Origin of the sequence: Flavobacterium cucumis, assembly GCF_900148835.1 — a bacterium.
Classification (GTDB): Bacteria; Bacteroidota; Bacteroidia; order Flavobacteriales; family Flavobacteriaceae; genus Flavobacterium; species Flavobacterium cucumis.
Genome location: NZ_FRYK01000002.1, coordinates 439,376 through 456,414, shown reverse-complemented (window position 1 = coordinate 456,414; position 17,039 = coordinate 439,376). Strand labels below are relative to the sequence as shown.

The window sequence follows — 17,039 nt, the reverse complement described above, 5'->3', positions numbered from 1 at the left end:
CTAACCTTTAGGTGGAAATTTATCGTTTCCGTAACTGTTCTTTTCTCTAATTTTCCCATTAACTCCGTGAATTAATAGTTCTGAACTATTGTTACTAGCTACTTTTTTTCCAATTTCAATAGCTTCTTTTTGAGTACTTACATTCCTGTAAGCTTTTTGGCTACCCTCAGATTTTACAGCCCATCCGTCTGCATTTTTTACAACATGTACATTTTTTTTCATGTCTTCTTAAATTTAAATTGTTAAACATTTTTTAAAAAAACTTGGATAATTCAAAAGTTAATGTACATTTGCAGTGCAAAACCAAATCACTTTAACTTCTCATACCCAAGTTTAAATTAAACTTTTGAGAAAAATCAATCAGTTTTTCATTGCAAAAACTGAGCCAAAGTTGTATTATATATAATTAACTGCCTTATTGGCGGTTTTTTTTATTAATGTCAGTGACATTTAGTCAATTGGGAAATAACTGTTTATCAATTCCCGTTCGTTTTTAGCATCCGATTTGATGTATTTCTCCGTTGTTCCAATCCATTTATGACCTGCGAGTTCTTGCGTTTGCTCCAATGTCAATTTACGTTCGTTTAACCAATTGCAAATAACGCTCATACGGATAGTTTGTGGATTGAGTTTCCTGTCAGGGAACAAACACTTCAACGGTTCAATTATCGACCCAACGCCATCAACGGTAAAAGGTTTTCCTAGTTTGTTTAATACCAGTATATCGGTTCTCATCATCAGCATTTTTGGTCTAACCTCATCAATATACTTGGCTAACGGAATAATTTGTTTTGGTTTGAGTTCTAGCGTTCTTCGATTGAGATTCTTTGAAGCTTTAACGTAGATTGTTCCGTTATCCAAATCAATATCTTTTAGCTCCAGTCGTATTAGTTCCTCGCTGGATAAACCTTGATAAATCAGTAATCCCAAAAGAACTTGATTACGTAATTCTAAAAACCAATAACGGTTTTCTCTTTGGAGTAGTAGCTCCAATTCTTCGCTAGAAAATAAATCTTGTGTTTGAATGGCTTGATTACTATTTCTTTTGATGTTTAGTTTCTTGCAAGGGTGGTCACTTCGTTGCCCTGTAATTATCAAATAATCGTAATACTTTTTTATGGCGGATAGGATTCGGATTCTGTATTGTGGATTGGATTGTTTTTGGTTTACCCGTTCCATGTAGTTAACCACTTCTTTAAACTTGTAACGCTTGGCTTTTGGATTGGTTTTAATAAAATGATTGATGGTGTACAAATAGCTTTCAGCGGTTTTGGTGGTCAACATTTCGTTTAAAAACATTTCTAACGTTGGTGTTTTCATAGGCAAAAATTAAAAGGTTGTTGTTGGTTTTCGTTTTTTGTTTTTGATGGCATACAAATACGTGGTATTGATTTGTGAATGCCCCAAAAACCTGCGTATAAAATCGATTCCTGCGTTGTTTTCTGCTAAATGGAACGCAATACTATGCCTTAGACAATGAAGCGTTATTTCCTTTTGAATCAGCTCGTAATTATTGGTGCTTTCAATTAGATTCTTTAGCGTATCATTGAGATGCTCCCCACTCATTCGTTTGCCTTTGTTGTTGATGAAAAAAGCATCTTCCAATTGGGGTTTTCCTTCTAATCGCTCGTAGCGTTCTTCGGTGATGTATTTTCTTAAATGGCTTATCACATTATCACTCATGGGAACTTCTCTACGTTTGGAATTTTTACCTTTTCTAACAATTAGCATTCCTGTGGATAGTTGCACATCTTTTACATCTAGCGAGTGAATTTCAGACCTTCTAAGACCACAACCATACGCAACCGATAACAATGCCTTTTCAAGTTCGTTTTGTGCGCTCCTGTACAGTATTTGAACCTCAGCAACCGAAATAATATTTCTTGGTTTCTCGTTTGCTCCGCTGTAGCTTGGAATGTAAAACGCTTTTTCAATTTGGTTGCTTTCTAAAAGGTTTAGCACAAACAATCCCAATACGAACAAATGAAATTTGATTGACTTTTCAGAAAGTGTGCCTTCGGCTCTTAGTTTGGGTCTTGTGATTAGATAATCAAAATATTGGATTGAGATTTCAGAGCTAACCTCTTTGATTTTGGTGATTCCGTTTTGTTCCAACCATGCTAAAAATTCAGATACCACACTTTGATACATTTTGCTTTTGCCTTGTTTGTAGTTTCTAACTCTAACAAAACTTTCAAACTCGTTGTAAAGGTTTGTAAATGCTGGTGTTTGTATCGTTTTTTTCATCTTAATTTCTTTTGGTTAAAAACATCATTTGAAAATTGTTCTATAGGCGCACTTTTGAAAACGAGGAACGCTAGCGTTATATAGGCTGTGGTTACTGGGCTTCACGTGTTTTTTTTGCGTTTCTAAAAAGCGAACAGCTGTTTGTTTAAGTCCTCTTTGATTTTGGCTTTTAGCTTTTCCATGTTGTCCCAATAGCAAACTTGGTATTTAAAACCTTTGTTCACCGAACCTTCCACCGCTTGAATGTATTCTAGTTCTTGTAAGGTTTGAAAGTATTTGTTTGCTGATGTTTTGCTCATGTTCAAATCTTGCCTTACTTCACGAATGCAGAAACGGTGCGTTGTTCCGTTGGGTTGGCTTTTCACGTAGCCTTTCAATCGTTCAAAGAATTGTCTTGTGCTTTTATCCAATTCATCCACTTTGATTACAATACTGCTGAAAAATATTTCAACGGCTTTTTGAATGTCTTCTTTAGTAGCGATTAGCCTGCCTTTGTCATCCGTTTTACGTTGGAACTGGTGCAAGATTGTAATCTGAGAAACAAAGTTTTGGAACTGGCTGTTTAGTCGTCTTAACATCTTAGCTTCAAGAGGCAACATGAGTTTATCCGCATACGGATTCACCACTTCGTAACTCTTTAGCACCCGCATTGCATTTCTTAGTAGTTGTTTGGCTTGTTGCTCCGATTCTGAGCTACTAATTCCTGCGATTTTCATGTTTTGTTGCTTTATGATTCTTAGGGTTTGTTCCTGTGATTCATCCACACCCAAGACCACCGAACGGCTCATATTATCATAATACACCTCAGCTTTAGTGGTGGCGGTCAGACTTGAAAAATGGGCTTGTACTTGTTTCATCTTGCCTCGTGTTTGCCCAAACATATCTTTTACCACCGTTGAGCTACTCAGGAATTTAGCGGATTGCATTTCTCTAAAAGCAAATTGTGCCTCTTCGTCCAATCCATCAAAATCCTGTATCAAAATCAGTTTATTCATCAGCTCTTTTTCCCTGTAGTGGTACAATGATTTACTTGTGATTCTCGTTAGATTCATAACGTCTTCCTGTGGCATGCATTCTGCAATTGAATTAAGCAAATGACTTTTACCTTCGCCCGATGTTCCTTGAATCAGCGCATGCAACAAATACGGCATTTTGTAACTGCTGGCTAAAATGAAAAGTAATTTTCTGTTTTCTTCTTCTCCAACGATTCCCGATTGTTCCAAAAGTTTATCGATATTCTCCAATAAGCGTTTATTAGAAAGGAATTGCACCGCTTTTTCGTTGGCTTGGGGTGTTAGTTCCATTTCAGAAAATTTGTCCGTTATCGGGTTAATTTCAGCATCAAAAAGCGATTCCCTGTACTCTTCCAATAGGTCGGTTAACTGAATCAAATCCGCTTCTAGTAGATTGATGTCGAAACCTTGCTTTTCGGATAGCTCCCTGCATTGGTTCTGAACACTCACAAAGTCGTACAAATCAATTTTCAATCGGGTTTTCTTTTGATTGTGGTGGTTTACAATTTGGAGCGTTACTCTTAGATTTCCCAAGTCCATTGGCAACTGACCAATAACAAAAAATTCACCTGTTTTACCCTTGAATCCAATTTTAAAATCGTTTATGATTTCCAATGAATTACTTTGTAAATCCGCTTTTGAATCATTGATTAATTGTAGGATTCCATCAGCACCATAATTAAGCCACATGGTATTTAAGTTTTCGCCATCAGGTAACTGAATCATGGTAATTGGCAACTCAGGGCGTAATGCGTGTAATTTTGATTTGATATTTTCCATAGTGCTTAATTTTTAATGATGATGATTTCTTCCAATTCGTGCAATGTTTTGATAGCTTCCAAATGCTGTGGAAATAGTTCCCCGTTATGTAGTGCCATGACCGAATCCCTGTTCTCCAATATCTTGCTTTGTAAAAGGCTGGCACAATCCAAAACCGTTGGAACTAAATACAATCGTTTGGTTAATGGTGGCGGATAGTTTGGATAAATCCCTTCGTTGTTGAGGTATTCTTCTTGTTGGGTTTCCATATCAAAACGTATCGCAAAAAGATTAACAACCTCGTTTTTTTGATTCAGTAGCGGAAACACAACACTATACCTACCAAACACTGTGTAAGCGGTCATTCCTTCTTTACTTACTCCAGCGTTACTTTTTTGGATTACTCCCAATGCCTCGTAATTGTCTTTTAACTCTTGGCTTATATTGTGGTGAAACTGACCCGAATTAAAACCAATACGTAAATCGGTATAATCCAACCCTAAGCTTTTAAGGTATTCTTTTGGCTTTACCGCCTTTGGCATTCTAAGTCCCATTTCAAAGGATTTAAACAAGGTATCGAGTGTTTCCATAAGCTTTATTTTTTAAAGGTTTGACGTAAAATTTTGGACATAAGAATCCTGCTTCGGGTATTTCACCGAACCTATAATCTGATAAATTAATTATGATTTTTCTTAGTTGAATTGTTTAGCTATACAATCAACTTTATTGAAACTTAAACCTCGCTGTAGCTAGGAGTTAGGTTAGATGTTTCGTTTTTCTTGGATTTCCTTTTACAAATATACAGGCTAAAAATGAGACTAAAAAACGGGCAAAAATGCACTTTTATTGAATTTTCAATCGATTTTTTTCGTTTTTTGTAACTTTTACATAAGTTATTAAAAATCAATACTTTAAAAATATCTGAATTGTTTAATTTGGCTATTTTTTTCATTTCTTGAATAATCTGCAAAAAACCATTAAAAATGACCTGAATTTTTACGAATAATTTTTTGACATATTTTCTAAAAACACCTGTAACGTATTCAAATTAAATAATTTAGCAAATTAACACCCAATTTAAGCGTATAATTATACACTTAAATACAGGTTACTAATCTCCGTTTCACGAATTCCTAAGTAAATTTTGGTTGTTGATACGCTCGCATGATTGAACAATTGAGATAATAACAACAACGCTTGGTCACTATATTTATTCACTTCCCAAATTCTACGACCTAGTGTTTTTCTCATAAAGTGGGAGCTATATTGTCCTTTTATCTTGTAAGTAGAAAATATGTCTTTTAGTTTTGAGTTCACGTATTGGATTGAAAATGGTTTATCCCCGAAGCGGTTCACGAACATTAAATCATTTTCTTTGGCTCCTAGTTGAATAAACAAACGATTAAGAATTGTTTTCAACTCAGGGTTAATGGTTACTTTACGTGTTTTCTTGGTTTTCTTTTCAGTGATGGTAAAATAATCTTGGTCTAAAACCTGATTCCAACGTAATTGAAGTAAATCCGATATACGTAAACCGATGTAACTACCCGTTGCAATCAATAGCGCAAATTTCAATTCACCATCACGCTCCAATTTCAATACTAGTGATTGCATCTTTTCCCACTCTAAAAAATCACTCGTTGTTTTTTGTCCTTTTAATGCCATAATTTTACAATTTTAGTTTCACTTTTATTAGTTTTCTATCCTTAGTGAAAGTGGTCGTTTTACCAACCTTTGCGAACCCTTGATTTTACTGGTTTTTTTCTTCAACCTTCACTTCTTTGAAATAGTGAAACAAATATCCAGGGAAATTTTGGATTAAAAAAGGAAAAAACCAGGAATCCTGGATTTTCCTGGGCTTGCGAGATTTTGGGTCATTTTTAGGCATAAAAAAACGAAGCGTTAACTTCGTTCTTTTCGTTGAAACATTTTTGATAATTCCAACATTTCCCTTTCGTTGAAATTGCCGACTTTAAAAACAACTGGTTTTGTTGGTTGTGTGCGAAGCACCCTTTTTAATTGTTTGAGTGTTATAGTAATTTTCATATTCTGTATTTACTAATAAATATCTCGAATTTTGATTTCTAAATTTTTCCTAGAAAATTTTTGAGCGACTTTATGGACACTATAATACATAAGTAAGTATTCACATAGTTAGGCGGTAAAATCTAAAAAACGCATTTCCCAATTTTTGAATTCGTTTACAGGGGGGAAGGGCTGTTTTTAGATACGAGGGGTTGGATTTGTGTATTTCAAACCTTTAGCTTTTAGGTGCTAGTGACAGTGAAAATGGGATGTCAATAGATGCTTTAAAAGGGCTGGCGGGCTGGGTCTACTTCCCGTAGGGGTTGAGATGGATTCCCTTCGGGTGGTTGAAATGAGTACTTCTTTTGAGTTGATATGAAGACTTATTTCAAGTTGAATATATGTTGGCTTCGCCAATTTCTTTTAGTTGATGTATGGACTTATTTTAAGTTGAATATGAGTTGGCTCCGCCATTTCCTTTAGTTGATATTGTTTCTTTTCAATAAATAAATTTAAGTTGAAGTAAATCTTCATTTCAAGTTGAAATCCAATTTTTATTAAAAGATAAATTCAACAAAAAACTTAATTTCCTTAATAAATAGTATTATATATATTCTTATTATTAATTTAATATATAATCTAATATAGGGTTACTGTAGGACGTTTTTAACCGTGCTGTGGGACAACTATATTGTGCTTGGGGACACTACTTTTGTCCTGTGGGACATGATATTGTCCTCTAGGACAAACCAAATTACTAAATCTGTCCTGTGGGACAATTCAGAAAAAAATGCATTTCAACTTGACAGCAAAGACTTTTTGGAGTAAGTTAGTCAAACAATAAAAAAACGCATCTCAACCACCATTTTGTTGTCCAAAATCATTGACTTATTCAATAATTAGGACTAAATTTAAGCATAATCAACTTTTGATTGTCTTGGGTGCTGGGGTTCAACAGTAGGCATACTGCCCAGCTTTCCTAACCAAGTAAAAAAGCAGGGAATAACAATTAGGAAATACAAACATTAAAAATGAAACCTAGTGAAAACATCAAACAAAATTTTACCCAAGTAAACGATTCATTAAGAAGAATCTCGGTAAAAAAAATCAATTCAACACAAAAAATCTTTTTCAGCTACATTATAGGCTGGCAAAAAAAAGGCAAAACGCTAACAGCAAAAAATAAATATATTGCTGACCAATTAGGACTAACAGAAAGCGGTATAAGAAAAACTATTTCAACTTCAAAGAAATTCGATTTTTTTTCAAGCATACAGCTAGGCAACAAAAAAGGTGAAAACGGCTACACTTCAACGCATGAAATTAAAATTGACGTTGATAAATTTGAAAAATATCTCAAATTAAATCGTTCGAAAACCGCATTTTATGAAAACTTAAATGAACCCGAAAACGAACCTGATGAGGTAGAAGAACCAAATCAACCTGAAGAACAAACAACAGTTGAAAATAAAGTTCCTGAAGAAATTTTAATCGATGATTCAAACCAAGCCGACAATGATTTGTTAAAGGAAAAATTAAGAGAAAAATATAATTTCTTTTTCAAGAATAGTAATGAAGATACCACACTAATATCAACTAAGTATCACATTTTAACCAACAATTATTTCAAAGATAAATTAACACCTGAAGGAATTAATGGTTTAATTCAAGTTTATAATCGAAATAGATTTGAGCTTTTTTGGAGCGACATACATGTAATAAAAGAAGGATTACGTGCTAGCGGACGTTTATAAAATAATAAAGAATCCTAACTTTTAACGGTTAGGATTTCTTGTTTTTACTATTAAAAAACGGCATTTCTGAATCATACATCAATGCCGTTTATTTTTTTGCGAACTAGTTAACTAATCCTATTTTAATTTAGGATTTTTGAATGGTTGTATTGTTAAAGATGAAACATTACCCTATTTCCTGAAGCTATTCAATTAAGATACTTATAAAGTCTAAATACAAACATAAAAGCACCCATAAGAACAAATAATAACCAGTATTTTTTAACTGATACAAACTGCTCTTTATTTGAATTTTTAATCGCAAACCCAAATATAACTCCCAATAAAGGGATTAATAATCTAACTATTTCCATATTCATTAATTAAAAAAGCATTTTAATTTCTCTATATATCATAATAATACCAATAATTACAAATCCGAATCCAGCAAGAAATCCTTTAAACTTCATTGATTTATCAAATGAATTCATATTGTTCACATATTCTTTATTTAGTCTCTTTTTTAGATTTACCAAATATAAAATTCCAATAACGAAACTTGTAATCCCTATAAGTAGATTCTTATAATCCATCCCTATTTATTTTGTTTTTTTTCATTTGCTTCAATAACCCTAGGAATAGCATTAGATTTCAAATTAACATTTTGTTTCAAAATTTCTTTCGTTGCATTTTCTACACCTGGTATTTTATCAATTTTATGAGTTAAAATTTCCGCTCCACCTTCAATAGCAAGATTCATTAATGCTTTACCTTCGTTATTTTCCTTAAAGTCTAAACCTATTTCAATTACACTTCCTATTGTCGAAACAATGTTGCCAGTTGCAGCAAGAGGAATTCCGACTTCTGCACCAACAACAGAAACTGTTAATCCGTATCCTACCAATGCTGTGCCATCACCCCAATCTTGCATTCCTGATGCAACTTCTCTTAAACCTGAATCTCCTTGTAAAGACCTAACCTTAGCATCCATTTTGTGACCAAAATTAGTTAATTGTTCGGATAAGCTCGGTTCTGTTATTGTTGCTGGTTTATTATTATCTATAGAAACAGATTTTCCAACTGCTTTACTATTAGAATTTACTTTATAATATCCTTGAAAAGAACCATCTTTAGGAGAAAAATGTTCGTATGATTTTTTACTACTATCCCAAAAATAAGTGCCCGTATCATCAATAAATTGAGGAATTCCATTTTTTGGTGGTTCTGGAGCCATTCCATCGGGGTCAATAAAAAACACAGGGTTATCAAAAGCATAGTTATACGGACTATGTCTTCTCATTTTCTCCGCCAACGGGTCAATATTCATCCATCTACCTAAAGCTGGGTCATAATTCCTTGCTCCGTAATCGTACATGTTAAGTCCTAGTTCATCTTGCAGTTCTTTACCATTGTACTTATACTGATAATTCCCAGTTTGTCCTGCTGGTAACAAAGCTACGTTATTTCCATTTGCAGGCGGTATAAATTGATAATGGTCGCTGTTATACTGGGCGTGTTTTAACCCAAATGGGTAATAATGGCTTTCTTCTAAAATGGTTAACTGCGTTTGTGAAGCTTGGGTTGTAGTGGCATAACTCAAACGGTTGTTCCCCAAATGGTCTTTATATTGGTATACATAATTGTAGGTAGGAACAGCACCACTTACCACATTTACATACCCCTCCGCATGAGGAAAGAACTGCAAGTTTCCATTCTCATACTGATAACCCGATTGGTAATGATGTGTGGTTATAACACTGTTCTCGCTCACAATTTTACTCACTTTTTGGCCCGTAGCATTGTAAATGTATTTAATATTTCCAAGAGTACCAAATTGAATCTCCGTTGGCAAACTCAAATGGTTGTACTTGATTAACGTGATGTTCTTGTTTTGATCTTTAGTCATGTTGCCATAAACATCATAGCTATAATCATCATCCGTATTGATTCCATCTTTAAATCCGTCATCGGAAGGAGAACCATCAACTACTTTCTTCAATTGGTTTTTGTTGTCAGCATCATAAGTATACACCAAATCATCAATTTCATGAGCATAGTTATTATCATCCATTCCGCCATTACGCTGTAAACTTACTATATTCCCGTTTTTATCATAAGATAATTTCTCTAAATAACTGTCTACATAAACAGAAGATCCAGGTTTACTATAATTAGCTTCCAACAAACGATTCAATTTATCATACTGATAAGCATACTTTCTCAAAATATTGTCACTGCCACTTCTCCAAAACGTTTCGGAGATGTTGCCATTGAACAAGGGTGTTACGCCTTCATTGTAATGAATCTTAAAAGCAAACAAATCATTATCGGTGTTTAAATTAGCCACATCGTTAATCTCTTTTAACCAACCTCTAATGTTGTACTTATAATCTACTTTTTGTAATCCTGTTGCTCCTGTAGTGTTTGAACCGCCTACATTCTTACTAATCAGTTGCCCAAGTTCATCATAGGTATTTTTCGCAATCAATTCTTCGCTTTGCGAATTTATCTTATGCTTGTGCAACACCAATTTGTCTTGCGCAGAATAGCTAAAAGTTTCTGTGGTAGTTACTACCGCTGCATTACTGTTGTATTTGTGTTTGGTAACGCTTTTTAGTACTTTTCCTGCCCAGTCTAGTTGGGTGTCAACTTCTGTGTAACCGCCTAAAAAGTTGGTTGTTCTGACACGAATAGGTCGGTATTTGGCATCGTACAACGTATAGGTAGTTTCAGAAGAAGTACTTCCCACAGCATCTAGTACTTTTACCCAAGAACCTGTTGGCATGCCTTTAACAGCTGTTGTTGCTGGTTGTCCTTCTACTGTTACTGGGAATGATGGTCCGCTAGCAAAAGTATAATCATCATAATAATTCTTGGTTAAAATTTCATTTTGTGTCAAAGTAAATGGATTACCACCACTATTCACGCTTGTTTGATTTGTGTATCGAGTAACGTCAGTTACAGTTGCATTTTTCCAACCCGTTTGTGTTACTCTTCCAAAAACATCATACTGGGTAATCATCCAACCTGTGGTTTGTGTCCCATAGGGATCAAATGCAGGACCTGTAGCAACTGGACGATCGAGTTTGTCATACACAATAAATTCCCAATCTTTACCCGGTAATTTTTTTTCTACCAAACGGTTTCTACTGTCATACTTGTATTGGTAACCTAAATTATCTAATTTGGTTTGAGAAGCATCACCTTCCGCTAAGGGCGGAATAACATAAGTTAGGTTGCCAAATTGATCATAGATATAATACGTATCATGCTTGGCTTCACTTTCAATTAATTGATTATCTATTCTAATATCTGCATAGGTTCTCTTTAAAACCACCTGACCTTCTTTGTTTTTGAACTCTTCTGTGGTATTGTTTTTACCAGAAACCCAATTCTCGTCTTTGGTAATCGTTTTGTACAATTGATTCAAAGCATAATATCCAGTTTGAACAAGTGAGGGTTCGTACACTCCATTTGATTCATCCAAAGCAGTTACTTTGAAGAACTTGACTTCTTCAAATCCATTGGTTTGATAGTCAAATTTAATTTCCTTTCCATCGCCCATTTTCCAAACATTTCCTGGTGCAGCTTGTTTCAGTACACGATTTAAGGGCGAACTCTCCAATTGTTTTTCACTAAAAGGATTCGTTGTAGCTTCAAAAAAGGGATTGCCTGTTTGTGAAGCACTAGGACTAGCATAAAAATTTAAGAGTGTTCCTTCGAGCGCAGATATAAAATTTTGTGAAGCACCCGTGTTTACATAAGGTAAAAATTCTTTGGTTTGCCTGCCATATTGGTCATAGGCAATGTGCGTAACAATGTCTTTCCCTGTATTGGATTGTTTATGGGCTACTTGCTGAATGGGTCTGCCCAATCCATCAAAATAACGCACCTGAATCACAGCATTAGCGGGGTCGGTTGGGTCTAGAGTCCCTTGCGAAGTAGGTTTTTTATAAGTCGTCGACTTAACATAATTTTGATCGGTACTTTGTCCTAAAGCAAGAACAGGAAGTAACACTACCAAGTATAATATTCTTTTCATAAATAGCTTGCTTTAGTTTTGCGTTCTGTAATGGTATTGGTTTTCGCTTAAAATATTCCCTTGAGCATCTTTTACAAACTGCAAACGGTTAAAACTATCGTAGTGATAGGTTTGTTTATCGCCCTTAGGATCGGTTACCGTACTAATTCCTACTAAAGGTTTGTAGGTGTAAGTGGTTACCATAGCATTGGGTAAAACAGTTCGCAAATTGTTTAAAGCTGATATTAAGCCTTGTTCATCAGCACCGTTTGAAAGGGTTTGTAAATTGGAGACATACCCTTGAACACTAGCATAAGTAGCATTCTCAATCTTAGCAATAGGTTGGGTTTTATTATAACCCCAGATGTAAATGATTTTAACACCACCAACTTGTTCGATTTCTATAGGATTCCCATTTGTATTATCTAAAATGGTATACTTAATTCTGTCTTCCACTGGAAGATTTCCTTTAGCCGTTTTAATAATCTCAGGTGCTAATAAATTGTTACCCCAATTTTTATATTGGGTTTCTGTGGTTGATAATAACTGATTCTCTTTAAACGTTTTAGTAATAAGTGGTATTTCAAGAATTCTCTTGTCTTTCAATACTTGATTATTCAAATCTGAAGCATAATTGTACTCCGTTTTTTGCATTTGATTATTACTATCTTTCTGTTCTACACTAGCAATATTATAATGATGATCATAATTATATTTGTAATTAATCGCAGCGATAATTTCATCACTATTTGTCATGTAATCAACAGTTGTACTCGATAATAAATCTAGAGTTCCACCTGTTAAGTGATATGTTTTATAATGAACCACAACACCTGGACCATATTCTAATGAGTAATTCGCGTAAGTAATAATTGGTAGTCTAACCATTCTCTTATTTTTTGAATAAGTTAGAGAATTTACTGTAAGGTCTTCGTTAATAAGTAATCGAATAGGAATTGGAGTAAAAATATTAGGAATAGAGTAACCACCTTCTATAATCTGGTCTCCAAAAAGGTACTTGTTGGTAACTTTTTTTACAGGAGAATACCCAGTTGCAGACTTTAAAAAATAGGTTGTCTCTAATTCTTTACCTCTAAGCCATTCATTGTCAGTAGGCATATGATAAGGAAATTCATAATATAGACCTGAGTCAGGAGTCATCGAAAATTCATGTACCGTTTTGCCGATGTTAGCGTTTTTATCTCCATAATATTCTGTAACAAATGCATAACCTACTGAATTTCCTTGATAGGTAGATAATGGTTTTCCAGGCAAACAGCCATAGGGTTCAGTGACGTTAAAACCTTCCTCTGAATATCTAGTATTTAATGATAAAAAGTTAGGAAGCCCAAGAAGTTGACCGCTAGTAATTCCTGTATTTGGATTACTATATCCATAGGATTTAACTAAAGATATTTGGTCATCAGAATCTCTATATTCGATCTTTTTAATTCTTTTTCCACCGGCAAATACCATTTCATTCGGACTTTCTAATTCTTCATTCCAAAAAATATCTACACCAAACCCATGTCCCATTTGAATAGGATCATGATAAGGGTCTAGAGGTGTAACTTTTAGTTCATATGTTCCTGGTCTCAATGTTATTGTTCTTTCACCTAAAAACATTTGAAAAGTCTGATTATTTTCAATATGTCTTACAGAAACTAAAAATTTACATTCATATGTATTATTAGGATAACCACAACCTACAGTATCATCAAATCGTACACGATAACTTGAACTTCCTATCTTATTATTCCCAACACTAAATTGTTTAACATACGATCCATTTTGAAAATTACTACTATAACTTAAATGGGTTAACCATGCCGTTTTGTTTACAATTGGATTTGGGGATAGAAAAATTAATTTTCTAGGAAATGTATTTAAAACCTTATTATGTTCATAATGAAAAGAAGTAGTTCCTCCCTCTGGTAAAATGATTTTTTTTAACAACCCTGCTTCAGCTTTTACAGTGTCAACTGTTCTACCACCTAACTCAGAATTATAAAATTTTAGAAAACCACCATTGTTCTTCCCATTGTAATATCCCCAGATGTCCTGCGAAGTAGAATGTCTGTTTGGTAGTATTTGATTGCTATACTCAAATTGGTGACTGGGTAATACTTTATTATCTGATACATTTATCTGTTGTATACTTTTTAAAAATAGTCTTTTTGCTGCTTCTGGTTCAGAATTCTTTAAAAAACTAAGTTGATTGTTATCGTCGGGACTTGTTGTATAGTTATAGCTAAACTTATATTCTTTCGTAATTTTATTTTTGAAATCACTGATTATTATTTTTTCTAAAAAATTAGAATTTCTTAAATCTTGTCTTGTTGTTGTTGAATAAATACAATCTACTTTACCACCTTCATATACAATCTCTTCTAATCTGTATTGATCACTTCTGATTTCGCTCATATAACTTTTGTATTCGCTCGTCATGGTTGGAAAACCACCTTCTGGTGAGCTCGAAGTATTATACTCGAGTACATCCGCAGATTTACTGTAATAAATGATTTGCTCTTGACTGCCATAATGAAAACTTATTTGTTTTCCTAAATTGGTTTCAATATCCATTAAATGCCAAGTGTTGTAATAAGACGTATTATTTTCATTATTAATAGCAGGTCTAGTATTGACTTCTCCAATAACGATACTTCTTGATACATTGTCTTTATCAGCGGCAAATCGTGTTCCGTCCTTAGATTTCCCATAATAGTACGTATTTCCTTTACCGTCTTTTAAAACAAAACTTTTAATTTGTCCATTCTCTATGGCATAATTAATATCAATATCACCAAATTTCTGTATTACAGGTTTGCCGTCATTTTGATCAAAAACAAACTTTCCACTCAAGCCGTTTGCATTAAAAAAAAATTGATCGGGGGTAAAATCATAACTTGGGTTATTAATGTAAGTCTGTCGTATATTATGTCTAAGAGTTGGATTATTAAAAAACTCCTCTTTCGATGTATTGTTATTTAAAAATCCATATGCATCCTCATCTGATAATCCTCTGGTCTGTCTTGATATTGAACCTCCATAATTTAAATTCCAACCCAAACCTACTCTTGAGGCAATTTCACCTACATTAATTCCTCTAGAATGGTAATCTACAGTAATAGGAATACTTAGATCTTTTACACTTATTTGAAAAATTGGTATCGAAATATTAGGCACTCCTGTATACAGCGATATTGGCACTTCTGTGAATTTTGAAAAAGAAGACGCTTCAGGACTAGGTGGTATTATTTTAGGCATTTCTTGTGCAAAAACACTACTTACAACAAAACAAATAATTGGTAGTATAATTTTTTTTCTCATCTTACTTTTTTATCACTTTAACACTATCTTTACTCACATCCGTTTTTACCTCGATGATATACACCCCTTGGGAGAGTCCGCTCAGACCAACAGGAACGGTTCGCTCACCAGCTATTTGAATCGTTTGAATCAAACGACCGTTAATGTCAAAAACCGTAACAAAACCTTCCTTGTATTCATAACCTACCACAATATTGCTGTACGATACCGCTGGATTAGGAAAAGCTTCAATCAATTGGCGTTCTTTCTCCTTCTTTTCTTTGTCTTTGAGTTTCACGATCCAAAAATCACTACCCCCTTTCATTGAGTTTTTGTCTCTAGAAATGGTGCCACTAGAGGTGCCTGCTAAAATGTAACCCCCATCGCGTGTTTCAAAAAGCTTCTTCAGCACTTCATCTCCATTACTCCCCACGGTTTGTGTCCAAACTTCCTCGCCCTTAGCATTTATTTTTAATGCCAAGTAATCGCTAATGCCTTCTTGGTTTTTACTTGGTTTCGCAATCGCTTTGCCTAAAACTTTTGGTGCATCACCAGCGCCTTTCTCTGACTGGGCATAACCGCCAATCAAGTAACTTCCATCTGGATTCTCTACAATGGATGTTAAGGCATCAAACTTCCCGTAATCATACGTTTCTTGCCACAGCACATTACCTATGTTATCCAATTTCACCACCCAAAAATCAGTACCGTTTCTACTCGATTTTGTTTTGCTATCGGTAGCGCCCGAGTTGGAACTTCCTCCCAGAATAAATCCATGGTCTTTGGTTTGGGTAAGTACGGCTAAATTATCGTCTTTGTCTCCGCCTAAGGTGCGTTGCCACAGTACTTCACCATCAGGATTTAATTGTACCACCCAATAATCGCCTAAGCCACTGTTGCTTTCTGTTTTGTCTCCTGATACAGGCGAATTGGAATACCCTCCTAAAATATATCCCCCATCAGTAGTTTGCTCTATACTCTTAAGCTCGTCATAGTATTTTCCTCCTAAGGTTTTGTCCCATTGCTTTTCGCCATCCTTATTGAGCTTAATAACCCAATAATCCAAGCTCCCCCAAGCATCTTCCGATTTACCAAATGGGTCTACTATTCCCTTAGCATCGGCTTGGGATTTGGAAGAACTGGAAGAACCACCAAGGATGTAACCTCCCTCTTTGGTTTGGGCAATGCGCAACAGTTTCTCTTGCCCTGTACCGCCAATAGTGCGTTGCCACATTTCGTTTCCTTTGGCATCTAACTTTATCACCCAAAAATCAGACAGCCCTTTGCTATCTTCTTTTTTGTCGAATCCTTTATTTGAATACGATTCTCCTGCTAAGATGAAACCGCCATCAGCAGTAATGGTAACACTGTGTAAAATATCCATTTGACTTCCTCCGTAACTTTTCTGCCATTCGGGAGTGCCACGTTCGTCCATTTTCCAAATCCAATAATCCAAATCCCCTTTATTAATATCGGTTTTATTACCGTTTTTATCGGATATGGAGCTCCCTGCTAAAATAAAACCATAATCGGGTGTTGGAATGGCGTCATATAAATATTCCGCATGTTTGCCTCCATAGGAGCGCTCCCAAAGAATGTCTTGACCAAACAAAAGACTGGGGAAAAACAACAGTGCCATTGCTTTTACAACGGTTGTTGTTAAAGAGTAGTTGTGTGTCATTTAATGAAATTTAAATTAAATGGCTAAAAATCTGACAAAAAAAATGATAAAAAAAATTAAATGAAAACTTTAACATAAAGTAAACTTTCAATATACGTTATGTTAAACTTGTTTGTCTTTGAGGTAATTAAGACTGATTAGGAGATAGAGTAGGGCTAAAGTTAGGATATTGGAAATTAATTTTTATATTAGTACAGGTGGTTAGCTAACTAAATCGGCATTTTAGTGCCAGTCTTAAAATTAAAATTGAA

10 protein-coding genes are annotated in these 17,039 nt (G+C 34.6%); 1 reads left to right on the top strand and 9 read right to left on the bottom strand.

Going from position 1 to position 17,039, the window contains the following annotated elements:
* The 6 genes from BUE95_RS08060 to BUE95_RS08035 form a co-directional block, all read right to left on the bottom strand.
* Complete coding sequence (locus tag BUE95_RS08060; RefSeq protein WP_073583224.1) at window positions 1-222, bottom strand: DUF2188 domain-containing protein; 222 nt, start codon at window positions 220-222, stop codon at window positions 1-3.
* A 228-nt stretch (window positions 223-450) separates the two neighbouring features.
* Window positions 451-1,320 (bottom strand): tyrosine-type recombinase/integrase, encoded by an 870-nt coding sequence (locus BUE95_RS08055; RefSeq protein ID WP_073583222.1) that lies wholly within the window; start codon window positions 1,318-1,320, stop codon window positions 451-453.
* Window positions 1,321-1,329: 9 nt separating this feature from the next.
* Window positions 1,330-2,247 (bottom strand): tyrosine-type recombinase/integrase, encoded by a 918-nt coding sequence (locus tag BUE95_RS08050; RefSeq protein ID WP_073583220.1) that lies wholly within the window; start codon window positions 2,245-2,247, stop codon window positions 1,330-1,332.
* Window positions 2,248-2,369: 122 nt separating this feature from the next.
* A complete protein-coding gene (locus BUE95_RS08045; protein WP_073583218.1) occupies window positions 2,370-4,040 on the bottom strand; it encodes a P-loop NTPase family protein in 1,671 nt (556 codons plus the stop codon).
* 5 nt (window positions 4,041-4,045) lie between these two features.
* Window positions 4,046-4,609, bottom strand: a complete 564-nt coding sequence (locus tag BUE95_RS08040) for a hypothetical protein (protein ID WP_073583216.1) — start codon at window positions 4,607-4,609, stop codon at window positions 4,046-4,048.
* A gap of 499 nt (window positions 4,610-5,108) precedes the next feature.
* Window positions 5,109-5,684 carry a tyrosine-type recombinase/integrase gene (locus BUE95_RS08035; protein ID WP_073583214.1) on the bottom strand — a complete coding sequence of 192 codons (576 nt, stop codon included), beginning with the start codon at window positions 5,682-5,684 and terminating at the stop codon, window positions 5,109-5,111.
* 1,391 nt (window positions 5,685-7,075) lie between these two features.
* Here BUE95_RS08035 and BUE95_RS08030 point away from each other — a divergent pair.
* Window positions 7,076-7,798, top strand: coding sequence for a hypothetical protein (locus BUE95_RS08030; protein ID WP_073583212.1), 723 nt, complete (start codon window positions 7,076-7,078; stop codon window positions 7,796-7,798).
* A gap of 574 nt (window positions 7,799-8,372) precedes the next feature.
* Here BUE95_RS08030 and BUE95_RS08020 read toward each other — a convergent pair.
* From BUE95_RS08020 to BUE95_RS08010, 3 genes are read right to left on the bottom strand one after another with little or no spacing between them, the layout of a single operon-like run.
* Window positions 8,373-11,819: a DUF6443 domain-containing protein gene (locus BUE95_RS08020; RefSeq protein ID WP_073583208.1), complete on the bottom strand. Its 3,447-nt coding sequence runs from the start codon at window positions 11,817-11,819 to the stop codon at window positions 8,373-8,375.
* A 12-nt stretch (window positions 11,820-11,831) separates the two neighbouring features.
* On the bottom strand, window positions 11,832-15,128 hold the full coding sequence (locus BUE95_RS08015; protein WP_073583206.1) for an RHS repeat protein: 3,297 nt from the start codon (window positions 15,126-15,128) through the stop codon (window positions 11,832-11,834).
* 1 nt (window position 15,129) lies between these two features.
* Entirely contained in the window at window positions 15,130-16,788 is a 1,659-nt protein-coding gene (locus tag BUE95_RS08010; RefSeq protein WP_084530250.1) for a T9SS type A sorting domain-containing protein, read from the bottom strand.
* Between the last annotated feature and the right edge of the window lie 251 nt (window positions 16,789-17,039).